The sequence below is a fragment of the Colwellia meonggei genome, from assembly GCF_057537295.1.
Genome location: NZ_BAAJLZ010000001.1, coordinates 1,255,298 through 1,279,854, shown reverse-complemented (window position 1 = coordinate 1,279,854; position 24,557 = coordinate 1,255,298). Strand labels below are relative to the sequence as shown.

General features: G+C 39.3%; 23 protein-coding genes. 3 read left to right on the top strand and 20 right to left on the bottom strand.

Translation table 11 applies throughout. The features are described 5' to 3' along the window. Positions 1 to 4: 4 nt before the first annotated feature. The 8 genes from AC27E9_RS05770 to AC27E9_RS05735 form a co-directional block, all read right to left on the bottom strand. Positions 5 to 430 carry a hypothetical protein gene (locus AC27E9_RS05770; RefSeq protein WP_487128110.1) on the bottom strand — a complete coding sequence of 142 codons (426 nt, stop codon included), beginning with the start codon at positions 428 to 430 and terminating at the stop codon, positions 5 to 7. Between the two features lie 232 nt (positions 431 to 662). Further along, positions 663 to 1,403: a gluconate 2-dehydrogenase subunit 3 family protein gene (locus AC27E9_RS05765; protein WP_487128108.1), complete on the bottom strand. Its 741-nt coding sequence runs from the start codon at positions 1,401 to 1,403 to the stop codon at positions 663 to 665. 1 nt (position 1,404) lies between these two features. Beyond that, positions 1,405 to 3,087, bottom strand: coding sequence for a GMC family oxidoreductase (locus tag AC27E9_RS05760; protein WP_487128106.1), 1,683 nt, complete (start codon positions 3,085 to 3,087; stop codon positions 1,405 to 1,407). Then, positions 3,087 to 3,812 carry a 3-keto-disaccharide hydrolase gene (locus AC27E9_RS05755; protein ID WP_487128104.1) on the bottom strand — a complete coding sequence of 242 codons (726 nt, stop codon included), beginning with the start codon at positions 3,810 to 3,812 and terminating at the stop codon, positions 3,087 to 3,089. The genes AC27E9_RS05760 and AC27E9_RS05755 overlap by 1 nt, the downstream gene beginning before the upstream one ends. An 18-nt stretch (positions 3,813 to 3,830) precedes the next feature. Then, positions 3,831 to 4,697 carry a sugar phosphate isomerase/epimerase family protein gene (locus AC27E9_RS05750; protein WP_487128102.1) on the bottom strand — a complete coding sequence of 289 codons (867 nt, stop codon included), beginning with the start codon at positions 4,695 to 4,697 and terminating at the stop codon, positions 3,831 to 3,833. 34 nt (positions 4,698 to 4,731) lie between these two features. After that, a complete protein-coding gene (locus tag AC27E9_RS05745) occupies positions 4,732 to 5,937 on the bottom strand; it encodes an MFS transporter (RefSeq protein WP_487128100.1) in 1,206 nt (401 codons plus the stop codon). An 8-nt stretch (positions 5,938 to 5,945) separates the two neighbouring features. Beyond that, a complete protein-coding gene (locus AC27E9_RS05740) occupies positions 5,946 to 6,998 on the bottom strand; it encodes a sugar phosphate isomerase/epimerase family protein (protein ID WP_487128098.1) in 1,053 nt (350 codons plus the stop codon). A gap of 1 nt (position 6,999) precedes the next feature. After that, positions 7,000 to 8,178 carry a Gfo/Idh/MocA family protein gene (locus AC27E9_RS05735; protein WP_487128096.1) on the bottom strand — a complete coding sequence of 393 codons (1,179 nt, stop codon included), beginning with the start codon at positions 8,176 to 8,178 and terminating at the stop codon, positions 7,000 to 7,002. Positions 8,179 to 8,328: 150 nt separating this feature from the next. Here AC27E9_RS05735 and AC27E9_RS05730 point away from each other — a divergent pair, with 150 nt between their 5' ends. Further along, on the top strand, positions 8,329 to 9,087 hold the full coding sequence (locus AC27E9_RS05730) for a PAS domain-containing protein (protein WP_487128094.1): 759 nt from the start codon (positions 8,329 to 8,331) through the stop codon (positions 9,085 to 9,087). Positions 9,088 to 9,170: 83 nt separating this feature from the next. Here AC27E9_RS05730 and AC27E9_RS05725 read toward each other — a convergent pair whose 3' ends face one another. Then, positions 9,171 to 11,354, bottom strand: coding sequence for an OsmC domain/YcaO domain-containing protein (locus AC27E9_RS05725; RefSeq protein WP_487128092.1), 2,184 nt, complete (start codon positions 11,352 to 11,354; stop codon positions 9,171 to 9,173). Positions 11,355 to 11,499: 145 nt separating this feature from the next. Further along, the gene (locus AC27E9_RS05720; protein WP_487128090.1) at positions 11,500 to 12,249 is read right to left on the bottom strand and encodes a DUF3667 domain-containing protein; all 750 of its coding nucleotides are present in this window, start codon (positions 12,247 to 12,249) and stop codon (positions 11,500 to 11,502) included. Positions 12,250 to 12,433: 184 nt separating this feature from the next. Here AC27E9_RS05720 and AC27E9_RS05715 point away from each other — a divergent pair, with 184 nt between their 5' ends. Then, positions 12,434 to 12,958 carry a hypothetical protein gene (locus tag AC27E9_RS05715; protein WP_487128088.1) on the top strand — a complete coding sequence of 175 codons (525 nt, stop codon included), beginning with the start codon at positions 12,434 to 12,436 and terminating at the stop codon, positions 12,956 to 12,958. Between the two features lie 62 nt (positions 12,959 to 13,020). Continuing rightward, positions 13,021 to 13,551 carry a hypothetical protein gene (locus AC27E9_RS05710; protein WP_487128086.1) on the top strand — a complete coding sequence of 177 codons (531 nt, stop codon included), beginning with the start codon at positions 13,021 to 13,023 and terminating at the stop codon, positions 13,549 to 13,551. An 85-nt stretch (positions 13,552 to 13,636) separates the two neighbouring features. On the opposite strand, the gene AC27E9_RS05705 is transcribed toward AC27E9_RS05710, so the two are convergent. The 10 genes from AC27E9_RS05705 to AC27E9_RS05660 form a co-directional block, all read right to left on the bottom strand. Beyond that, positions 13,637 to 14,011, bottom strand: coding sequence for a hypothetical protein (locus AC27E9_RS05705; RefSeq protein ID WP_487128084.1), 375 nt, complete (start codon positions 14,009 to 14,011; stop codon positions 13,637 to 13,639). Positions 14,012 to 14,262: 251 nt separating this feature from the next. After that, the gene (locus AC27E9_RS05700) at positions 14,263 to 14,763 is read right to left on the bottom strand and encodes a PaaI family thioesterase (protein WP_487128082.1); all 501 of its coding nucleotides are present in this window, start codon (positions 14,761 to 14,763) and stop codon (positions 14,263 to 14,265) included. 86 nt (positions 14,764 to 14,849) lie between these two features. Then, positions 14,850 to 16,097: a phenylacetate--CoA ligase family protein gene (locus tag AC27E9_RS05695; protein WP_487128080.1), complete on the bottom strand. Its 1,248-nt coding sequence runs from the start codon at positions 16,095 to 16,097 to the stop codon at positions 14,850 to 14,852. Positions 16,098 to 16,163: 66 nt separating this feature from the next. Next, positions 16,164 to 16,985 carry an ABC transporter ATP-binding protein gene (locus AC27E9_RS05690; protein WP_487128078.1) on the bottom strand — a complete coding sequence of 274 codons (822 nt, stop codon included), beginning with the start codon at positions 16,983 to 16,985 and terminating at the stop codon, positions 16,164 to 16,166. Between the two features lie 104 nt (positions 16,986 to 17,089). After that, the gene (locus tag AC27E9_RS05685) at positions 17,090 to 18,337 is read right to left on the bottom strand and encodes an ABC transporter substrate-binding protein (RefSeq protein WP_487128076.1); all 1,248 of its coding nucleotides are present in this window, start codon (positions 18,335 to 18,337) and stop codon (positions 17,090 to 17,092) included. Positions 18,338 to 18,437: 100 nt separating this feature from the next. Further along, positions 18,438 to 19,511 carry a branched-chain amino acid ABC transporter permease gene (locus tag AC27E9_RS05680; protein ID WP_487116243.1) on the bottom strand — a complete coding sequence of 358 codons (1,074 nt, stop codon included), beginning with the start codon at positions 19,509 to 19,511 and terminating at the stop codon, positions 18,438 to 18,440. Between the two features lie 90 nt (positions 19,512 to 19,601). Continuing rightward, entirely contained in the window at positions 19,602 to 20,495 is an 894-nt protein-coding gene (locus AC27E9_RS05675; RefSeq protein ID WP_487116241.1) for a branched-chain amino acid ABC transporter permease, read from the bottom strand. Then, positions 20,492 to 22,471, bottom strand: a complete 1,980-nt coding sequence (locus tag AC27E9_RS05670; protein WP_487128074.1) for an AMP-binding protein — start codon at positions 22,469 to 22,471, stop codon at positions 20,492 to 20,494. The genes AC27E9_RS05675 and AC27E9_RS05670 overlap by 4 nt, the downstream gene beginning before the upstream one ends. Continuing rightward, entirely contained in the window at positions 22,471 to 23,292 is an 822-nt protein-coding gene (locus AC27E9_RS05665) for an ABC transporter ATP-binding protein (RefSeq protein ID WP_487128072.1), read from the bottom strand. Before AC27E9_RS05665 ends, AC27E9_RS05670 begins: the two co-directional genes overlap by 1 nt. Positions 23,293 to 23,460: 168 nt before the next feature. Beyond that, a complete protein-coding gene (locus AC27E9_RS05660) occupies positions 23,461 to 24,501 on the bottom strand; it encodes a DcaP family trimeric outer membrane transporter (protein ID WP_487128070.1) in 1,041 nt (346 codons plus the stop codon). Positions 24,502 to 24,557: the final 56 nt, after the last annotated feature.

Here is a 24,557-nt window from a genome sequence, read left to right as displayed (position 1 = left end):
CAATTTATGTTTTTTTATTTTGTTCAATTTTCGACAAATACTGCTGTTGAACGCTTTTCCCTAACGCAGTAATCGACCATATTTCTCCATTTGTTCCTTTGCCATTTTTTGTGATCCCTCGTGCCATCAAGATGTGAAGGTAAGCGCCAGTTTGTGTTTGACTGATCCCAGTTTCACTTGCAATTGTTTTAGCATACCGCCAAGTATAACCGGCTTGTTGCAAGCACACTAAAATGCAGTTTTCGTCGTGGGTTAGTTCTGCCTGTGCTTTAGCTTGCTCTTTCTGCTCGATAGAGGGTTCGGTTTGATTCTCTAACATGGTATGTACCATGTTCATCTCAGCCTCAAAACCAGCACCTTTAAACTTCGATATTTTATCAATATTTGAAAATGCTAAACCTAGTGCGCCAGCTAGAATTGCTAAGCCCATTTCGGTGGCTAACGATAGAAAACCGTATATTGTGCTGACACCTAATAAAACAAAAAATGAAGCGCTTTGAAATAGTGATTTTATAACAAACTCCTAAGCTTTGAAATAGACGATAATTAGAAATAGCAAATCAAAACTATAATGCTAGTTTCTACTAAAAACTAGCATTATAGTATTTTAAATTTAGCCTCAATTACCTTTACAGATTATATAATTTCAATATTGTATTCACTTATAACGATAAGCCTAGTTTATCCAATGCTTGATTCAAATGTTGAACAGCCTCTTGAGTGGGGCCAGGATAATCACCAACTATTGGCACGTTTCCAAGGTAACCAATATCTTTCGTACCTTCCGGACTACAGAAAAATGCTGCTAACACTAACTGGCGCATACGAGCAAAGGCTAACATTGGCTTAGTAAATTTCGCAGATAGATCAGCTTTGTTATAGGCAATGTCATCGATAATCATCAGTTGCTTAGCTTCACTAACATCAATAAATAAAGCATTAAAACGTAATATTGATTCATCATCGAGCCACGTGAGTAAATTAAGAACATATTCCCTATCAGCTTGTTGTCCTGAATATGGCGCACTAACCCATTCATTCACCACATCAGGCACATTTACCTCGCTCGCCGATGGCACATCCCCCTCTCGAGGTACAATAATATCTGCAAGCACCGCTACTAATGTAAACTGTTTTGTAGTTAGTATTCTCGGCCAAACATTTTTTGGCGCAATAATAAGGTTTGGATCTTTACCATAGCCTTTTGCATTGATGGGAGAAAAACTCTGTTCTGGCCAATGCCCTTTACTTGTATTTAAATTTTTGCTCGAACTTTGACAACCAATTAGCGCAGGAAAAGTAGCAGTGACAGAAATTGCTCCGAGCCACTTCAATGCGCTACGGCGAGTTAAAGTGCTTTGATAAGGCTTAATACTAGAGTATTTGTTTTTATCTACAGCCATCTTACAAAACTCCTTTATCAAGTTGTGATGCTAGCCAAGTCGCATTTCTCATCGCTAAGGTCATAATAGTTAGCGTACAGTTTTTATGGGGATTAGAGGCAAAAACGCCAGCGTCCATAACAAAAACATTTTTACAATCCCAAGTCTGCCCCCACTGATTGGTAACAGAGTTTTTAGACGAGTCGCCCATTCGAGTGCTGCCAACTTCATGAATAATTTGTCCACCTTTAAGAATAGCGTCTTCTGCTTTGGGTAAAGGTTTAGTAAAACTAGCGCCCATTGTTTCTAAAATCTTACGGGCGGTTTTTAAACCATGATCCACTTGCTTCAGCTCATGTTCAGACCACTGCCAATGAAACTTAACAACAGGTATGCCCCATTGATCTTTTACATTCTGGTCAATTTCCATATAACAATGTTCATTTGGTAGCATTTCACCACGCAACGACAAGCTGACATACGAGCCATAAGCCTGCTTAGCAATATTTTTTAAGGGTTGACCATAACCGTCTAAGTTGCCACTTACGCCAGCACCTGGAGCACGAAATCCAGAGCCTATTTCAAAATGGTAACCGCGAGGAAAGTCTAACTGCTTTTCTTCGTGAAGTTTATGCCCCCACCAAGGAATGAATAAGTGATTCGCGGTGTGACCATCTTCGTTATATTTTGGCCGACCAGCTAGCGCCGGAATTAATGCACCATAGCCAACTCCTGTTGAATCCATAATATTTTTACCTACATGACCGCTAGAATTAGCTAAACCATTAGGGTGATGCTCGCTCTTGGAATTTAACAATATTCGTGCTGATTCACAGGCACTTGCAGCCAATATGATGACTTTAGCTTCAAGGCTATGACTTTCCTTTGTCACTTTGTCAATATAGGTAATGGCATTGACTTTACCATACTCATCAACATTTATTTCTTTAGCCATAGCATTAGTAATAACGGTTAATAGTCCAGTAGCTTTGGCCATCGGAATAAGTGATGTTGTGGTTTGAAAAGCAGCGCCAATTGAACAACCGTGTCCACATGGAGTGGCATAGAAACATGCTTGACGATCATCTTTAGGACGAGTGAGCACGGCACGGTGCATAGGAGCAGTGGTAATACCTAGTTTTTTAGCTGCGGCGCTTACCAACAATTCAGGTATTCGTGGTTTAGGCGGCGGCTGTAATATTCCGTCAGCAGAATCTGGCATATCATCCAAACCAGTGTTGGTACCACAAATTCCAACTAATTCTTCGGTTTTATCATACCAAGGGGCTAATTCTTCATATTCAAACGGCCAGTCAGCGCCTAGGCCATCACGTGTAAAACCTTTAAAATCATGAGGGCTAAAGCGCAAGGCATAACGTCCCCAATGATTGGTTCGACCGCCTAACATGCGCGAACGCCACCAAAGAAAGTCTGAACCTTCACCCGTTGTGTAGGGCTCACCAGGAACAGTCCACCCACCATCGACAGTGGCATCATAAAAACCAAAGTCTTTATCAACATTGCCTGAGCCCATCAATGGCGCTTGAGCATTAGTTTTAAACATGGGGGTTTCTGTTTTTGGGTCATAATCCCGTCCCGCTTCCAGCATCAACACTTTGTGTCCTTGCTTGGTAAGCGCATACGCAGCCATCGCGCCGCCAGCACCCGAGCCAACGATAATTACTTGGTAGTCTAATTTAGCCATTATTTTAGCTCTTTTATTTTTATATTCTTAAACCAAACAGCATCGCTATGATCTTGCAAACCGATATGACCTGCTGTCGTTTGTGCAAAGCCTTGCCATGTACTGAATTTACTAGACAAAACTGCCTGTTTCCATTCTCTACTATCAATGACAATATCCGCTGTTTTTATGCCATTTTGCCATACAGTTAAGGCACTATTACTAAGCCGAATACGCACTTGATTCCATTGCCCTGCTGGCTTATGAGATTCCTTTGGTGAAGCTAATATGTCATAGATTGAACCAGATAAATGTGAACTAACTTTATTATCAGCATGCCGGTCGTTGTCGAGTATTTGTACTTCGATAGCGTGTGAATATATTTGTTTACCTAATTCATCTGCACGAATAAAAATACCGCTATTGCCAGCATTAGATATTTTCCACTGTAATTTCAATTCAAAATTTTCATAGCGCTTTTTACTCAATAAATCACCGCCACCGCCTGCGGATAAATGCATAGCATTCTGGTCAATAATCCATTTAGTATTAATATCATCACGTTTAAAATTACGCCATTGCGACATATCTTTGCCGTTAAAAAGTAATTGCCACCCCGATCTTCGCTCCTCGACCGACAAGGTATTGTCTTCTGCACTACAAGCACTTACGAATACACAAAGCACTATACTCAAAAGCAATTTTCGTCCATTGTTGTTCATTAATCGAAAATACAATTTCTTCACTTACCTCACCTCAATGCTCTATATTTTGGGTTGCACTTGTTTAAGTATTTTATCTAAACCTTGTTTAGACTTTCTTACTGCTTGTATAGGCGTTAAGCCATTAGGGTATTCTTCCTGTTCTACAACCAGCCATAACGTACCGCCCACTGACATATTACTTTTTATAAGGTTTAACCAGTCAATGGTGTCTTCCCCAATAATAGGTAATTTGCCTTTGGTACCTTTTGGTAAGCTTGCTTTATAGTGGGTGGTCAAGGTTCTGCCAGGATAACGTTCTACATATTCAATCGGATTTTTACCGGCATAAGTCGTCCAACCAACATCTTGTTGTAATACAACTTCTTGAACAGTATTTCTTGCCAAATAGTCCCAGTAAGTACTATTTTTAAAGTCATTAAACTCATCGTCATGATTATGAAAACCAAATTTAAAGCCTAAGGGGGCTAACTTAGTTGACAGTCGATTAAGTTCATTCACTACCGCTTTAATTCCTTGCGGGTGAAAAGCTCTTTTATCAGACCCAACAATCAGTAACTTGGCACCTAAATCTTGATAAAAAACCACGGATTGATCAAAGTTTTCATCATTAAATTGCTTAAAATTAACATGTGCACCGCTGGCTTTTAGACCTAGTTCGCTGAGGAAATTTTTTAAGCCCTTGCCATTACTTTTATATGGACCAAAATCACCTGCAAACTCAACACCTTCAAAACCCATATCTGCAAGTTGTTTCAGTGTTCCTTTAAAGTCACTTTTTAAATCATCTCTAACAGACCACAATTGCACACTTAATTTGGGCAATTGCATATCTTTATCTTCATTTGCACAACTGTTTACTGATGACAATAACGCTAACAGCATCATGCTTAGCATAACTTTTTTCATTGTTATTTCTCTTTTATTGTTATTACAGCGTTGTTTATTTTGATTGCTGCCGTTTCATATATATCGTCAAGCCACTAAATACAACGACAAGTACCATAGGAAAAACACTTAAGTTCGCTAATGTCGCTTGTCCTGCTACCTGTTCAGCAATTGCGATGGTCGAGTTTTCAGCTAACGCTTTTTCTCTCGCTTCATCAATCCATTGGCCAATAACGGGGTTCCATAAACTGACAGCAAACATGCCAACGCCGCCCATTATTGACATGCCTAATGCACCAGATTGGGGAATGTTTTCAGCAACAAATCCAATCATTGTTGGCCAAAAATAAGTGACACCTAATGCAAAGAACAAAGCAGATATGTAGACCATATTGCCTGACGCTATGCTCATGGTGTAGATGCCAATAGAGGTCATTATTGCTGAATAAAGCAGTACACCAGCAGGGTTGAACTTATGCACTAAAGGTCCGGCAAAGTATCTACCAATGGCCATTACGCCAGTCACCGTTGCCATAATTAACATTGGTGAAGCTCCTGAAGAACCTAAAATACGCTCAATCCATTGTTGCGTGCCTAACTCACTTGTCGCAGTTAAAGTCATACACAAAGCCATAAATAAAAATAACGGTGAAAATAGCCCTTTAATGTTATTAACAGTAGAAGTATCCATATGGCTGGTTTGAGGGAATTTTTGGCTGATGATAAAGTAACCATATATTAGGGTGGGGATTAACATCACCGCAATTTGTGCTTGCCAACCAAAACTCATATCAGTCATATATTTTGAGATCAAAGCACCAATAACAATGCCTCCGGGAAACCAGACATGAAAACGATTCAACATTGTGGTTTGTTTTTTGTGATACAAATCAGCAATGAGCGGGTTGCAACCGGCTTCAACGGCACCATTGGCAAAACCAATACAAAAACTCGACAGTAAAAGCAGCCAAAAACCATCCGCTGAAATTGTTAACATCAAACCAAGCAGATGACCAATGAAGGCAATAATGACTAGTTTTTTTGCTCCTAAAATATTATAGAACAAGCCCCCAAGCATCGTAGCAACGGGGAAACCTAGAAATGCCATCGCATTAATCCAACCTAATTCACTATTAGATAAGCCAAAGTCATGACTAAGTTGGCCTAAAATCCCTGCACGAATGGCAAAGGTCATTGCAGTTACAGTTAACGCAATACAACTGGCGACAAATAACCGGTGATGACTAGTTTGATCTGACATATGCCCTCCTAAAGTCCCAAAATACTGCGATTTAAAGATTGATCAGTACCGCTTGAAGCAAAGTCGTCAAAGGCATAATCAGGGGTGCGTATTAAATGTTTTTCAATAAAGCCTGCCCCCTCTTTAGCACCATCAGCTGGGTGCTTGAGGCAACATTCCCATTCCAATACTGCCCATCCGTTGTAGCCATATTGCGTTAGCTTACTGAAAATTTGTTTAAAATCGATTTGTCCATCACCAAGTGACCTAAAACGCCCTGGACGTTGTTGCCAACTTTGATAACCACCGTAGACACCGCTGCGACCATTAGGTCTGAATTCAGCATCCTTGACATGAAACGCCTTAATTCGCTCATGATAGATATCTATAAATGCTAAATAATCAAGCTGCTGCAATAAGAAGTGACTTGGATCATATAGAACATTAACGCGTTTGTGATTGCCCGTTGCCGCTAAAAAGCGCTCAAAAGTAATACCATCATGTAAGTCTTCTCCTGGATGAAGTTCATAGCAAACATCAACGCCTACATCTTCAAATTTATTCAACAAGGGTAGCCAGCGTTTCGCTAACTCCGAAAAGCCATCCTCCACTAAGCCAGGCGGTCGTTGTGGCCACGGATATACGGTTTGCCATAACAAAGCTCCTGAAAAAGTAGCATGAGCATTTAGCTTCAGTGATTGACTTACTTTTGCTGCCATTGAAACTTGCTCAATTGCCCATTGCGTTCGCGCCTGAGGTTTATTTTTAAATTCATCAGGCGAAAAACCATCAAACTGTTTATCATAACTAGGATGAACCGCAATCAATTGACCTTGAAGGTGGGTCGACAATTCACTGATACTTAAGCCAGCTTCACTGACGATTCCTTTAATTTCATCGCAATAAGTTTCACTTTGATAGGCAAGTGTTAAGTCAAATAATCGTTTATCCCACGTAGGAATTTGTACTGCCTTATAGCCCAAGTTTGCCACCCAATCACAAATACTTTTTAGGTTATTAAATGGCACTTCATCTTGGCAAAATTGTGCTAGGAAAATACCTGGCCCTTTAATTTGGGACATATTATTTTCTCCCTACAGAAAGTTTACTTTCAATAGTAAAAGGCCACCACTTTTCTTCAGAAACACTCGCTTTTACAACATTTTCAATAAATGCCATGCCTCTAACCGCTTCTTCTATTCCAGGTAAATCAAAATGCCGATTATCACAAGGTAACTGTGCTTTTTTAGCCTTGATTTGTAGAACAAAGTTAGCATAGATATTAGCAAACGCTTCTAGATATCCTTCTGGGTGCCCCGCAGGAGTTCGCATAGCTTGTTGGGCAGCCAAACACATTTCTCCAACCCCTGTTCTGATCATTTCACTTGCTTGGTTGTGAGATTTTAACCACAAGGTATTAGGCTCTAATTGTGACCATTCAAGACTTTTTCTATCACCATAAACTCTTAATTTCAGGTTGTTTTCATCACCGAGCGATATTTGACTAGCCAATAAAACTCCTTTAGCACCATTTGAGAACTTTAAAAGTACCGTGCCGTCGTCATCTAATGTTCGCCCGTTTACTGTAGAAGTTAGATCCGCACATAGTTCTGTAATGGTCATGCCTGAAACATACTCGGCTAAGTTTGATGCATGCACACCAATATCCCCCATACAGCAGCTTAAACCTGATTGACTTTCATCTAAGCGCCAACTCGCTTGTTTACTATTTTCATCGGCTTTTAAAGCCAACCAACCTTGGCTATATTCAATGACTATTTTAGTTATATTGCCCAACTCACCTTGCGCAACTAAATGCTTTGCCTGTTTAATAAGCGGGTAGCCAGTGTAGGTATGGGTCAGTGCGTAGAGCGTATTTTGTTGCGCTATTATTTCTTCGAGTTTCAACGCTTCGTTTAAGTTGATCGTGGCAGGTTTATCAGACAAAACATGAAAACCATATTTCATTGCCATTTTAGCAACAGGAAAATGTAAATGATTAGGAGTGACAATAACAACGAACTCCATACGCTGACCTTCAGGAAGCGCGGCTTCGGCTTTAAACATATCTTGATAGGTGGCGTAACAACGTTGTTCGGCTACATAGAGTGATTTTCCCGATTCAATACAACGTTGATGATTAGAATTAAACGCACCACATATCAGCTCAATATCACCATCCATATAAGCGGCGATGCGATGTATTGCACCAATAAAGGCGCCTTTACCGCCACCAACCATACCCATTCTAATCTTCTTCATAGCTAACCAATATTAACAATACTGTTGAAAAATATAGCTCTACTATAGAAGTTAGAGGAAAAAATGTGTTATTAATAAATCGTTTGATGATGCAATAAATTCGGCGTTTACGTATTTAGCTTAAAGGTAGTTTTCAATAAGGGTTTATTAATGCCAACACAAATAGATCACGATTTTCTTAACCAGATTGAAATTGAACAAGTTATCAATATGTTTGATTTACTTCCAGGCGTATTGTTCTGGATAAAGGATATAAATCATGTTTTTCTTCATGCAAATCAGGCTTTTATTGAACACAAAAAAGTGAAGGGATTAGGCCAAATAATAGGTAAAACCGATCACGACTTCTCACCAACCCATATTGCAAAACAATTTATTCGTGATGACGAGAAAATACTTTCAGGACAATCAGTTACCGAACGTTTGGAAGTAAACATGACGCAAACTGGTGATACCGCATGGTATGCGACATCTAAGCGGTCGCTGTCAAATAAAGCAGGAGAGATAATAGGCTCTTACGGCATTACTCGACATTTACAAAAGCAAGCTATGGCTTTGACTGGTGTCGAAGCAATCAAAGTGCCAGTAGACTATGTTAGAGCAAATTATCAAAAGACCTTGCTCATTGATGAATTAGCAGAAATATCACATTTATCAGTTAGTGCGTTAGAAAGACGTTTTAAAAAATACCTCACGAAAACCCCTAAGCAATTTATCAATGAGGTGCGTTTAGAGAACGCTCGTCGCTTACTAATTGAAAGTCATATCCCTATTTCACAAGTGGGCTATGAAACGGGCTTTACTGACCACAGTTATTTCAGCAAACAATTTCGCTTATTTTTTGGCGAATTGCCTTCTGAAGCACGAAGTAATTATCAAGCTTTAACTCAGTCTAACAACGAAAACTAGCCGTAGTAGTTTGAGGAAATAAAAACCGCTTACTTTACTAAAATAAGCGGTTTTTTAATTAAACTGCGTAATATTTACTTATGCTATTTAGCTGCAACTGCACGTGCTTGATGTAGTTTTTTATAGCTTTCAATTAATCGTTGATGCTTATCTAAACCTTCTAATTTCATGCTGGTTTTTGTTAAACCAAAGAACTTCACTTCGCCAGTAATTGAGCCAACAACATTTTCCATGATCTCTTTACCAAACATTCTATTGAAGTTCTCAATAAAGTGTTCAAGCTCCATTTCTTCATCTAATTCAACTTCTAGTACCGCGTGCATTGCTTGATAGAATAAGCCGCGAGCAACAGTATTATCATTAAACTGTAAAAACTCTTCCACTAGTTCAGTTGAATCTTCTAAGGCACCAAGAGCTAAGTAAATGAGAATTTTCAATTCAAGAATGGTTAATTGGCCCCATACGGTATTTTCATCAAACTCAATACCGATTAAGGTTCTGATATCAATGTAATTATCAAGCTGGCTATCTTCTAAACGTGTTACCAAACTTTCTAGGGCATCGTCGTCAAGAATATGAAGATTAAGGATATCTGCACGGTAAAGCAGTGCTTTATTGGTATTATCCCAAATAAGATCTTCTACAGGGTAAACCTCTGAATAATCAGGTACCAGCATACGACATGCGGTTGCCCCGAGCTGGTCAAAAACAGCAACGTAAACTTCTTTACCTAAGCTTTCCATAATAGCAAATAAGGCAGCATTTTCTTCTTCAGTTGTACCTGAGAAGTCCCATTCCGAAAACTCAAAGTCATGTTGTGAACTAAAGAAGCGCCAAGAAATAACACCCGTTGAGTCAATAAAATGCTCAACAAAGTTTTCAGGCTCAGTTACCGCCATACTGTTAAATGTTGGCTTAGGTACGTCATTTAAGCCTTCAAAGCTTCTGCCTTGCAGCAACTCAGTTAAGCTACGCTCTAAAGCAACCTCGAAACTTGGGTGAGCACCAAAGGAGGCGAAAACCCCACCGGTTCTAGGGTTCATTAAAGTCACACACATCACCGGGAACTGACCGCCTAATGAGGCATCTTTCACTACAACAGGGAAGCCTTGCTCTTCTAAAGCGTCAATACCAGCTAAAATGCTAGGGTATTTTTCTAGCACGCTTTTCGGTACATCAGGTAAAACAATTTCTTGTTCAATAATTTGCCGTTTAACCGCACGTTCGAATATTTCAGATAAACACTGAACTTGCGCTTCAGCTAAGTTATTCCCGGCACTCATACCGTTACTTAAGAAAAGGTTTTCAATCAGATTAGACGGGAAATAGACTGTTTCACCATCTGATTGACGCTGATAAGGAATAGCACAAATGCCGCGTTCAGCCATACCTGAATTGGTATCAATTAAGTGTGAACCGCGCAACTCATCATCAGGATTGTATATATCTAAGCAATAATCATCGAGAATACCTTTAGGTAGTTCATCACTATCCGTCAGCTTAAACCACTTTTCGTTGGGGTAGTGAACAAAATCACTATTAGCAATTTCTTGACCCAAAAACTGGTCGTTATAAAAGAAATTACAGTTTAAGCGTTCAATAAACTCACCTAACGCTGAACACAAAGCACTTTCTTTGGTTGCCCCTTTACCGTTAGTAAAACACATCGGTGACGCTGCATCACGAATATGTAGTGACCATACGTTAGGCACTATATTACGCCATGACGCAATTTCAATTTTCATGCCTAGGTCAGCTAAAAGTGCGGTCATATTGGCTATTGTTTCTTCTAACGGTAAGTCTTTACCTAGGATAAATGTGCTAGCGTCACTTTCAGTGTGACCCATTAACATAGCTTGTGCGTCTTCTTCTAAGTTTTCAACTATATCAACTTTAAATTCAGGCCCCGTTTGCACAACTTTTTTAACGGTACAACGGTCAATTGAACGCATAATACCTAAACGGTCTTTTTCTGAAACACTTTCTGGTAATTCCACCTGAATTTGGAAAATTTGGTTATAACGATTTTCAGGATCAACAATATTATTTTGTGATAAACGAATATTCTCGGTAGGAATATCTCTAGAATTACAATATACCTTAACAAAATACGCTGCACACATGGCAGAAGATGCAAGGAAATAATCAAACGGGCCAGGCGCTGAGCCATCCCCTTTATAACGAATAGGTTGGTCGGCGACGACTGTAAAGTCGTCAAATTTAGCTTCAACTTTCAAATTGTCGAGAAAATTAACTTTGATTTCCATTAACGGTATCCACGCAAAACTGCTAAAACAGCAAAATATTCTTAATGGCGCTAATTATCGTTTTTTTCTCGGCAATAGTCTTGGGTTAATTCAATAAATTGCGTTATTCGACGTATTATTTCGATTATCAAGAACCAAGACTTACTTACATGCCTAACACACCTGCGGTTAAACCACCTACGAAGCCAAAGGTTATACTTGCGAAAATGAAACCAATAATGGCCGCAATAAATGACTTTATATAGATAAAAAAACCATCTTTCATGTAAATACGAGCAATAACAATAGCAGGGTAAATAATTGCTAATAGCATCAATCCAATTTGAGTAAATAAGTCATTATAATGGCCAGAAATTAACAACCCATAAGATAAAAGTGTTAAGTGACCATTTAGTAGCAAGTAAACGACGTAGAGCTCAAATAAGTTATATTTTTCTTTCCTAAAGACTAATCTAGAAGCCATTGCCATTAGAAAAGCACTAATAAAGAAAAAATAAATTAAACCATTTTCGAGAATGGCTTTAAATGTATCGAAGCGTTCAGAAGCAAGATTTTCTGAAGTAAAGCCTTGTAAGCTAGATTCAACTAAACTGATATTTAAGTATGACGCAAGTAATATCGCAAAAGTGGTTAACCAAAAAGCATATTTAGCTGGGTTAAAATACTTAGCTCTTTTGCCGTCTAAATACTCACGGCAAGTATCTGCAGGTCTTACTGTTAGCCCTATGATTGTTTGTAAAAATGGCGAGCGAAGCTCTAAGGTGCCACGCTGCACTAGAGCGATTAAATGTTTAAAAGTAATACGTTGTGCTTTTTTTTGTCCACATTGACCACAATACTCAGTATTTAAAGGCGAGCCACAATTCAAGCAGTCAGGTTGATTAATAAAGTCCATTTCTTTCTTATCGTTATTTTTTTCAAAACAATAATACCTATCACTGTGGCTGTCAAAAGCTAAGATGACATTATTAATAAAATAGCGTTATAAAAAATTAATAAATAAGCACTTTATTGCTTTATCAACAATTACCATATAGATTAAATATTAATCTATAACATTTTCATAAAAGGACTTTAAAATGCGACAAATATACAAAACAGCTAGCTTTCTAATATTTTTAATATCAATTCCTGCTTCAGCTACAACCTATAGCAATACTAGCCAATCAGCGTCAAAACAACCAATAGAAGTTATTGATGTTTATGGTACCGCACTGCCGTCAAAGCATATTACTGCGAAAAAAATGCTCAGCTTACAGGGGCAGTTTTTTGATATTTATAATCAATTAGCAGAGAAAGATGAGTACAAAGTGCTATGTGAGGCTCGTGCTGCAACGGGTAGCCACATAAAGAAAAGAGTTTGTGAACCGGTATTCTATAAAGACCAAATAAGAGAAATGACACAATTGGCATGGTCAGATCCGAACGTAATGCGTAAGGGTGTTATTAGACTCAAAACAAAAAAATACAACATTGCAATGGTTGCCCCTAAGCGTCGTGCTCAGCTTGATGATATGAAAAAAAAATTACTTGAAGATCCAGAGCTTCAAGAGTTATTTAAAGTTTACAATGAGCTCAAACAAACCTTAGATAACCAAGAATAATATTAATGGTAACTATCTATTAGCAATGGTGAAATTAACAACAGAATCTAAAAGGACTTAAAATGAAACTAATATACAAAACAGTTAGCTCACTGGTGTTTTTACTCTCAATTTCTGCTTCAGCTACAACCTATAGCAGTGCTAATCAATCAACAGCAAAACAACCTACAGAAGTTATCGAGGTTTATGGCACCTCACTGCCATCAAAGCATATTACTGCGAAGAAAATGCTCAGCTTACAGGGGCAATTTTTTGATATTTACAATCAAATTGCCGAGAAAGATGAGTACAAAGTGTTATGTGAGATGCGTTCTGCTACTGGCAGTCACATAAAGAAAAAGGTTTGTGAACCGGTATTCTATAAAGACCAAATAAGAGAAATGACACAAATGGCTTTTCTAAGCCAAAGTTCAAATTCAAATAATCAACATAAATTGAAGTTAAAAACAAGAAAAAACAACATTGCAATGGTTGCCCCTAAACGTCGTGCTCAGCTTGATGATATGAAAAAAAAATTACTTGAAGATCCAGAGCTTCAAGAGTTATTTAAAGTTTACAATGAACTCAAGCAGACCCTGAGCGTAGAAAAATAGCGATAACTCTTAAAGTTTTTTCACTGTTTATTAGCCTGCCATTTTGACAGCAAGCTAGTAACTTATTTTAGAAAAGCGATAAAATTTAATATTTAACTAGATATGCCATGCCTTGACACTTAGTGTAGTTGTGACAACTAGCCGTTGTGGTATTAACAAAGCACGAATCAAAAACCAATGCATTACCACCAATTAGCTGAGTTTTAACTTCTAATGAACTGATTAACGCATGCTGATTAGGTTTATTATCCCTTAAATCTACTTGGCAGTACTCAGACTCTACATGACCGATTTGTGAAGCCCCTAGCTCCCACACTTCATAATTTGTGTACCTTTTAACACCACTCTTTCGAATGTTGTTTTCAATTTTATTTATAACGTATTCGCCACCGTTACTATTAAATTTAATTGAAGAACAGCCACATAAAATAAATATAAAGACAGTTAATAAAACTTTCATGTCAATTCCTTTGTCATTAGAGGTAGTTTCAATAGCTAACTATGTGACTATTGTTAAAAAATAGCTATAAAATTTTTTAAAATCACAGACATAATAACAAGAGAGCTAATTATAGCTATCATAATATGGCTAGCTAAAAAGCTAGTTACAGCATTAAATCCAAGAAGTATTTAGTTCTAGTTAGTTTACATCATTAGAATAATGTAAAATTAATCACTTAGAATGAGAACATCTCCTTATGCAGTTCAATATTAATTAAGCTGCATAGATTCAGGCATTTTTACCGCCACTACTGTACCTTTCGCACAAATCACATCGCCAGCAGATACCGTTATTTCAACAACAACTTTTCTTTCTTTAACTTCGCTAAACGTGCCAATTAGTTCAAGCTCAGTCCCCATAGGTGTAGGCGCCAAATAACTAACATTTAACGCGGCGGTAACAAAGCGTAGTGCTGGTTCAGTACCCATTGGACGATTAGCCTGACGAAAAGCCATAGCTGCAGCACTGCCTGTGCCATGACAATCAATGAGTGATGCAATTAAACCACCATAAACAAAGCCCGGAATAGCGGTGTGGCATTGTTCTGGTATAAAGTGAGCAATGGTTTTTTCCGCTCCTTCATTACTAATAAGGCCACCTTCAGTATGCCAAAAACTTTTCAATTGATGGCCGTCTATATTGTTCTTACCGCAGCCATAACAGTGGCTAAGATCATCAGGGTAACAGTCTTGAAAGGCGTCATTCGACATTAAAACTTCCTTTATAAAAATTGTATATATGTAAAATAAATCAAATATTAAACTTATGTTATGTATATTGTTTTTTCAAGACCTCATTAAATAATTCTTTTATCATCAATAACTTTCCCGTCATTTAACAAAGCACCAAGATTAACAAGCTCAACACTACCATTAAGTTTGGTGAATTTTTTAAGATTGTTTTCTAGTTGAAACAATAACTCTTGAACAGCTTGTCCTGAATTGTTTTCCTTATCAAACTCACACTGCAAATGCATTTTATCTTGATGATTATCTTGGGTAACCGTTAGTCGTACTTTATTAACCCTTTCGACACTTAATCGTACCCGCTCTATTTGTTCAGGATGAACAAACATACCTTTAACTTTAGTGGTTTGATCCGCCCTGCCTAGCCAACCTTTAATACGCATATTGGTTCTGCCACAAGCGCTTTCACCGAGTTTAATTGCCGATAAATCGCCAGTAGCAAAGCGAATTAATGGGTAGTCTTTATTAAAACTGGTAACAACCACTTCGCCAACTTCACCGTCTGCAACTTGCTCCAAACTGCCTGGGCGAACAATTTCAACAATTAAGTCTTCGGCGATAATTAAACCATCATCGGCAATACTTTCATATGCAATCAAGCCAATGTCAGCCGTCGCATAAGCTTGCAAAACATTAATGCCAACATCACTAAACTCTTCACGCAGCGCTGCTGGCAATGCTTCACCCGTTACTAAAGCCTTTTTAAGGCTACTAATATCACGTTCTTGCTGTTGTGCTTTTGTCAGTAAAATATTTAGAAATGAAGGTGTTCCGCAATAACCTTGTGGCTTTAAATCCTCTATAATGTCTAGTTGCTGTACGGTTTGCCCTGGCCCTGCCGGAATAACCGTACAGCCACAAGCTCGTGCACCAGAATCAAGAATGAAGCCACCCGGCGTTAAGTGATACGACAAACAATTTTGCACTAAGTCACCACTAACAAAACCAGCAGCATTAAATGCTTGTCCCATACGCCACCAATCTTGCTGACAATTTTCGGGGTCGTAAATTGGCCCTGGCGATTGGAAAATTCGACTAATTGTGCCATTTTCAGTATTTAACCCCGCCAGCGGTAGTCGCTGTTTTTGTAAGCGCAGCAAATCTGATTTTCGCGTAATAGGCAGTTTTGCAAGTTGCGCTCTAGAATCAACCGCATTGGCATCGAAACTTGCCAGTAGCCCTTGATAGTAACTTGAATGCTGTTTAGCAAAATCAATAAACTCAGGTAGCTGGGAAAATAAACTTTGCTCTCGAATAGTTGCGGAAATATTTTCTTTTTGTTGATAAAACGTAGTCATAATGGCTCAATAAATTTACTAACAATAACGATAAAAGTGTTTTATAAAGTTCGAAGGTAAAGCCAACTACAACCAACGTTTACGACGTTTGTAAGACTTCAACCCCTTAAAGCTTTTGCGTTCTTCATTACCGCCACCTAAGTAGAACTCTTTTACATCTTCATTACTCATCAACTGCTCTTGTGTGCCATCGAGAACAATTTTTCCTGACTCCATAATGTAGCCATAATTTGCCGCTCTTAAAGCATAATTAGCATTCTGTTCAACAAGCAACATAGTAATACCTTGGTCAACATTAATTTTTTGAATAATGCCAAAGACTTCTTTTACCAAAAGTGGTGATAAACCCATCGAGGGTTCATCAAGACAAATCATTTTCGGTCGTGCCATTAACGCGCGCCCAATCGCCAACATTTGCTGCTCACCACCCGATAAATAGCCCGCTAACCCAGTGCGCTCTTTCAGCCTTGGAAAGTAGTGATAAACCATTTCAATATCTTGGTTTATTTGTGAATCTTTACGAGTAAACGCCCCTAATTTAAGATTTTCTAGCGAGGTCATATCTTCGACAATGCGACGTCCTTCCATGACTTGAAATAGCCCGCTACGAACCACGTCTTCTGCATTTTTACTATCAATTCTTTCGCCCATAAAGGTGATATCACCTTTGGTTACTTCACCATTTTCAGTTTTCAATAGGCCTGATATTGCTTTTAGCGTAGTCGACTTACCCGCGCCATTGGGCCCTAATAACGTAACAACTTCACCATCGGGTACATCTAAGCTCACTCCTCGAAGTACTTGAATAACCTCATCGTAAACAACTTCAATATTGTTCACCGTTAATATTGGTGATGCCGGTTGTAGTTTTGCAGCCGCTTGTGACATACATACTCCGTATAAATAATGTTTTACTGATAAACTTTGTTAATTAATAGCTGAACAAAGCCATTACTTTGTTCAGCTAAATAGTCTTTATGACAAGGTATAAATTAGTAACCTAACCAGTCATCACGGCGCTCTAACGTTACTTGTGATACTTTTTCTACCGCAATATCACCACCGTTATAGTTGCCTTTATATATGTTCACTTGGTTAACGCCGCGATGGTCATCATTACTCCAATTAGCCGCTAAACAAACACCTTCAAGCCCTGCTGGTACCCAGTTATCACGGGCATACATACCTTTTTTAATGTTTTCACCGGTAATGCCACCATTGTCCTTTGCCCATTCCATTGCTTCTTTCATAAAGAATGTTGAACAAACACCACGAATGTAATGATGCACGCGCTGCTCTTGGCCTGACTTATCTGACTGTTTAGAAATTTCTCTTACCAGCTTCATGCCAGGTACTTGGTCAGTCCAAAATGGTGTCATAGTCGGGAATACATAATCTTTAATACCCTCACCTGCAGCACTAAATATTTTCTTATCCCCGCCCCAAATGTTTGACATAAACTGGATATCGGTACCTACGGTATTACAAGATTTCACCAGTGAAAGCACTGAACCACCTAAGTTGCCGATGTAGCCGTAATTTGATCCTGAGCTTTTTAAACTTAAACATTGCGCTTTGAAATCACCGGGTTTCATGGAAATAACCACTGATGGTTGCACATCAAAACCAAGCTCTGTCGCATATTCAGCACAGGCAGCTTTGGGCGCGTTAGGGAAAGGGTGATTCGCACCAATATGGGTGAACTTAGGCTTACCTTTACTGCCTTTTTCTTGCCAGTCTTTTGCCGCCCATTGCACTAAGCCACGACAAGAGTCAGAGTACGAAGCACCATAGAAAAAGTTATAAGGTGCAGGCTTTTTAGTGTGTGGGTTTTTCCCTGTTGGATCGGTTAAATGGCCTGAGTATGACGCTGAAAAAACCGGCGTTTTATCTCTCGCGACAAACGAAATTAGTGCTTCGGTATCAGCGGTTCCCCATCCTTGCATTGCTACCATTTTCTTACGTGAATGCCATTTTTTATATGAGGCTATGGCTTGTGGTACTTTGTAGGCATAGTCAATTGTTTCATACTCTAATTTTGTGCCTTTAATGCCACCATTGGCATTAATATAGGCAAGTGAATCTCGAACGCCATCGGCATAATTTTTACCGACAAAGGCAGTTGGACCCGACATATCGGCTAAGTGGCCAACAAACACTGAGTCTTCTGCGAAAACTTGGCTGCTCATCCCCAAAGCACAGCATACGAATAGAGAACTTAATTTTGCTTTATGTTGCATGACTATTTCCTTCTTCTTTTAAATGGCTATATTGCCAATGACTTGTTGTAATAATGTTTGTATTGATTTTGTTATTTTAATTTTTAGCTTTTAGAGCCTTCTAATAAGAAAACGGGTAGAACTTCCAATAGTTTTTAATTTGGCCCCAACGGTGAGCCATACCTTCTGGCTCAAAAATAAGGAATAAAATAATCACTAACCCTATTGCCATCTCTTTGATGTAAGCTAAGCCATCAACCACCATAGGAATATTGCCCCACTCGGTCATTTTCATTAGGCCAACGCCACCTTCCAGCGCTTCAGGTAGAAACACCATAAACACCACGCCCATTAAGGTGCCTTTAATTGAACCTAGACCACCGATGATGATCATGGCGAGAAACTGAATTGACATGAACAGCGTGAAACCTTCAGCCGATACGTAACCTAAGTAATGCGCGTATAACGCTCCGCCAATACCGGCGTAAAATGACGAAACACCAAACGACAACAAGCGATATTTGTTGAGCTTAATGCCCATAATTTCAGCGGAAAGGTAATGGTCACGAACAGCAATAAAGGCTCGGCCTTCACGGCTTCGCATTAAATTACAACCCCAGATGTACATAAACACTAAGGCAAATAGCGCGATATAAAAGAAGCTTTCGTCGGTATCAAATGCAAAACCAAATAAGCTAATAGGGTCAGCAGAAGAACCTGCTGAGCCGCCTGAGAACCACTCGGCACGAGCAAAAAAGTCTTCTAAAATAAACTGTGCTGCCAACGTTGCTATGGCTAAATACAATCCTTTGATTCTGGACGCTGGCAAGCCAAACATCATACCAACGGCCATGGTTAAAAAGCCGGCAAGTGGGATACAAAGAAATACCGGAATACCAAATGAAATATTCAACCATGCAGAGGCAAACGCACCAAAGCCAAAAAATGCACCATGACCTAATGAAATTTGCCCGGTATAGCCGACAAGGATATTTAATCCTAATGCCGCAATACCTAAGTAAGATATTTGAATAAATAAAGTTAAATAATATGCGTCAACCAAGTACGGTGCTGCACACAATAATGCGATCGCGATAATGGCAAAATGCTTAATGGTTTTTGTTTCAAAAATAGTATTATCTTGTTTATAGCTAGTGCGAAAATCACCGCACGGTCGCATCGTTAAACTCGACATAATAAACTCCTAAAATTCAATATTGTTCGCTGTAAATTGGCGCTACCTTGACTGAAGTAGCGCCTTATAAGTTCGTAAAATGGCGAACCTTTAAATTCGTTCGATATCTTTAGTGCCGAATAAACCGTAAGGCTTAAACCAAAGAATAATCAGCAATACATAAAATGGTGCGATGTCATACATGTTGCCAATTTGCAGATATTGGCTATCAAAAAACTCGGCAACATTCTCTAAAACACCGATGATCAAACCACCGACAATGGCGCCAACAATGGAGTCTAAACCGCCTAAAATAACCGCTGGAAATACTTTAATGCCCATCATTGAAAGCGAGTTTGATACACCGCTGACCATAGCGATAACCACACCTGCGGTTGCCGAAACAGTTGCTGCTATGCCCCAACTCATGGCGAATACTTGTTTTACTGAAATACCTAAACTTTGCGCAATTTGTTGGTCGAACGCTGTGGCCCGCATGGCTAAACCATATTTGGAGTGTTTAAAAAATAAGTAGAACGCCACCATAATAATTAAGGCGATAACGGTACTCATTAAGTAAGCGGCTTCAATATTTAAGCCCATTATTTGAATACTTTCGGTTTCAAATACTTTCGGGTAACTTTGTGCTGAAACACCAAATATCCACTTCATCAATGCTTGGAAGAATATCGACAAGCCGATAGTGACCATGATCACCGAAATAATCGGTTCACCTATCATCGGCCTAAGCACAATCATTTGTATCAAAATGCCAAAAACCGCCATAAACACCATGGTGAGCAGAAAACCTACGACAAAAGGTAACTCTAAATACACCAGCACAGCCCAACAAATCCAAGCACCTACTAGTAAGAATTCACCTTGAGCAAAGTTAACTATTTGTGTTGATTTATAAACCAAAACAAAACACATTCCGACCACGCCATAAAGCAAACCAACAATTAAGCCATTAACAATCAGCTGGATTAATAATTCGAAATTCATGATGCTCTCCGTTCAATATTTGTTTGCTTAAAAGCATTTGATGGTTGACTAGGCAATAGTGATTTCACCTGAATTTGCGTTTGAATACGGGTTTTAGTGCCATCTTGGAAAACTACAACGGTGTCAATATCAACAAGGTCTTTGTCGTCATAAATTGATGAAATAATATCGCCATACTTATCGGCAATAACACCACGACGAACCTTACGCGTGCGGGTTAATTCGCCGTCATCAGCATCAAGTTCTTTATAAAGTAATAAGAATTTATGAATTTTCTGGGCTTCCGGTAGTGACTCATTCACGCGTGATATTTCTTCACTTAGCTTTTGATAAACTTCTGGCAAGGTAGATAAATTGGTGTAGTTGGTAAATGCGTAGCCATTTTGCTCAGCCCACTTAGCCACTATGCTAAATCGGATACAAATAATGGCGGAAAGGTAAGGTTTGTCTTTTCCTAAAATAACCGCTTCACCAATAAACGAAGAAAACTTCAATTTATTTTCAATGTACTGCGGTGAATACTGCGCGCCATTACTGGTACAAGCGAGATCTTTTATTCGGTCAATAACCACTAAATGACCTGATGGTTTAAAGTAACCAGCATCACCGGTTTGCATCCAACCATCAACCACATCTTCGTCGTAGGCTTTTTGGTTGTTTAAATAGCCGGTAAACATACCGACAGTTTTCGAGATGATTTCACCAACACCAGCGTCGTCAGTGTTAATAACTTTCACTTGTGCATTATCAAAGGCAACACCAACACTGTCATAATCAACATCATCTTCTTGGTGAATGGTATAAGCGCCACACATTTCAGTTTGACCATATAGCTGACGTAAAGGCACACCAATGGTTTGGAAAAACCTAAAAGTATCTGGCCCCATTGCCGCACCACCGGTTGCAGCAGACTTTAGAAATGAAAAACCTAAGCGGTCACGTAGTGCTTTCATCAGCAATACTTCAGCTAGCCATGATTTTTTCCCTTCTACCTGGCTCGCTTCGGCCAGCTTCATAGCATAATTAAAGAGCTTTCTTTTTAAGGGTGTTGAGTCCATCATCCGCGCTTGAACATCCGCTAAAATACCTTCCCAAACTCTTGGCGCTAATAGCACAAAGCTTGGCCCAATCTCGCGAAGGTCTGACATCAAAGTTTCTTGCTCTTCAACAAAGTTAACGATTTGACGAGCAATTAAAGCTTGGCCAACCGCATAAACTTGTTCCATGATCCAAGGTAGCGGTAATACAGAAACATAGTTATCACCGGGCATACGAGGGTCTGCACGTAAGTATGAGCTACAGTGTTTAACAAAATTGCCGCCATTAAGTAGCGCAATTTTTGGTTTAGAAGTAGTGCCTGAGGTAGTACAGTAAATGGAGATATCATCTGGCGTTGTCGCGTCAAGCAATTCTTGGTAGTGCTTTGGATTGGTCTTGTCAATTTCCTGGCCTAGCTTATAAAGTACGTTAACATCAACCAAGCGCGAGTCGTTATATTTACGCATACCTCTAGGGTCGCAATAGACAATAAATTTTACTTTTGGAATGTCATCACCAAGTTCAAGCAACTTATCGCATTGCTCTTCGTTTTCGGCAATAACCACAGTAGCACCACTACTATCAAGTAGATAAACCACTTCTTCATGCATTGAATCTTGGTAAATGCCTAACGAATAACAACGCATAGCATGAGCGGCAACTTCGCCCCAAACCCATTCTGGTCGGTTATCACCAAGTAAGGCGATAGCATCACCTTTGGTTACGCCCATATCTAATAAGGCAAGTGACAACCATTTAACGCGGTTGTTGTAATCATTCCAAGTGAACTCATTCCAAATACCAAACTCCTTTTCACGCATGGCAACCGCATCAGGCCAGCTTTGAGCATTGTGCTGCAGTATTTTTGGAAAGGTATTTAACTCGCCCATTTCAAAATCGTTCTGGGGTTGGTTAGCGTGTTGAATATGTTGAGTCATTAGTTCACCCCCTCTAATTTCACTTGAGATGTTTCAGCTTCATCAGCCTCTTCTTCAAGTCCTAAGTAAGCACGTTTAACATAAGGATCGGCCATCACTTCATCAGGTAGACCTGAAATAAGCTTCTTACCAAAATCAAGCACCATAACCTCGTGAGAAATATCCATGACAACACCCATGTCGTGCTCAATCATCACCACGGTAATGCCAAACTCTTCATTTAAATCGAGAATGTATCTAGCCATATCCTCTTTTTCTTCCAAGTTCATTCCAGCCATGGGCTCGTCAAGTAAAATGAGTTTTGGGTTTAGCGCCATGGCTCGAGCTAATTCAACGCGCTTACGCAAACCGTATGACAAGGTGCCAGCAACTGATTTTCTAATATGGGAAATTTCAAGAAAGTCGATAACTTCTTCAACTTTACGGCGGTGGGCAAGTTCTTCTTTTTGTGCGCCAGATGCCCAATATAATGGTCCGGTAAGCCAGTTATTTTTTAATAGATGGTGGCGGCCAACCATAATGTTATCTAACACCGACATGTGGCCGAATAATGCTAAATTTTGAAAAGTACGGCCCATACCAAGGTCTGCACGGTCATTCGGTCGTAAACTTGTTACGTCCTTACCGTCAAAAGAAATTTTGCCGCTATTAGGACGATAACGACCAGAAATGCAGTTGAGCATTGAGGTTTTACCGGCGCCATTTGGGCCGATAATGGAAAAAACTGAGCCCTGTTTGACTGAGAAACTAACGTCGGTCAGCGCTTTAACGCCACCGAAAGCCAATGATATTTGCTCTATATTGAGTATTGACTTTGTCATACTCAACCTCCTAAATTCGAGTGAAAATGAAAATTCTGAAAACTCACTTTTTGCAGCTGACAGTTTGAAACTCATCGTTAAAAAATAGAGGGGGCAAGCCCCCTCCCAAAAACGTAACAACGATTGGGAAAGTTACGAAAGTTTCAAACAATAATGACTATCAAGGATTTAAAGCATGTATCTCAAAGTTGCTTGTACATAATTAGAGTCTTTGTCTAATTCATCGATTGAGAAATTACCTACTTCAACACCAACGGCTAATTCTTTGGTTAGGTTTTGAAACAAGTTAACGCCCCATTGCGTACGTTCACGATCGGATACATCGCCTTCTACCTTGCCGTACAAAACAGTTGAACGAAGGGTGTCATTCCAAAAATGACGATAAGCAACAAGTACAGAGGTTAGATCTTCCACTTCTTCACCATAAAGATCCTTCACTGCAGCTACACCAACGTAGCGCCCAAGCTCACCTTTATGTACTTGAAAGCGAATATCATTTTTACCGCCGGTTTTAATACGGCCTGCTATTGAAGCGCCAAATGCCGACTCGCTATTACCTAATGTAGTATTTAATTGACGTGCTAAACCAGACACTGAAACACTGCCCCAATCACCTTTAAAGTTATAGCGAGCGACAACATCAGGAACACTATCGTTAGCGGTATCACCACCCCAGCTTTCAGGGTTTTCAAGTGAAACTTGGAAATTGCCCATGTTGTAACGCACTTGACCTTGACGAATAAATACCAAGCCAGTTGTGGCACCAGCAAAGTCAGCAGACTCAGGAATGGCACTGGTATTCATAAAAGTTGACCATGTTTGCCCAACCGTTAGATCTTTATATTTAACAAAGGCATGTCGAATACGAGGATGCGCTGAGTTGGAAACAATTTCGTTACCGCCACCACCCCAAAAATCCATCTCAATAAAGCCCATTACGTCACCATGTACATACTTGGTATTAAAGCGGGTTTCATTAGCAAATATTTTAAATTGTGATGCATCTTCTGCCAGAGGAGCGCCATCGCCAATCCAAAAATCACGATAAGCAACATCGCCATCTACGTAGCGAGCATCAATTTTAATATAACCACCGAAGGTTAATTTATCGTTATCTGTTAAGTCGATTTCGTAACCTGCAAACGCCGAAGTTGTCGCTGCCATTAACGAAGATGCAAAAAGTACTTTTTTATAATTTGAATTAAACATCTAGCTATTTCCCCTGTGTATTTTGTTTGATTAATACTAGGGAAGTCGAAAAAATC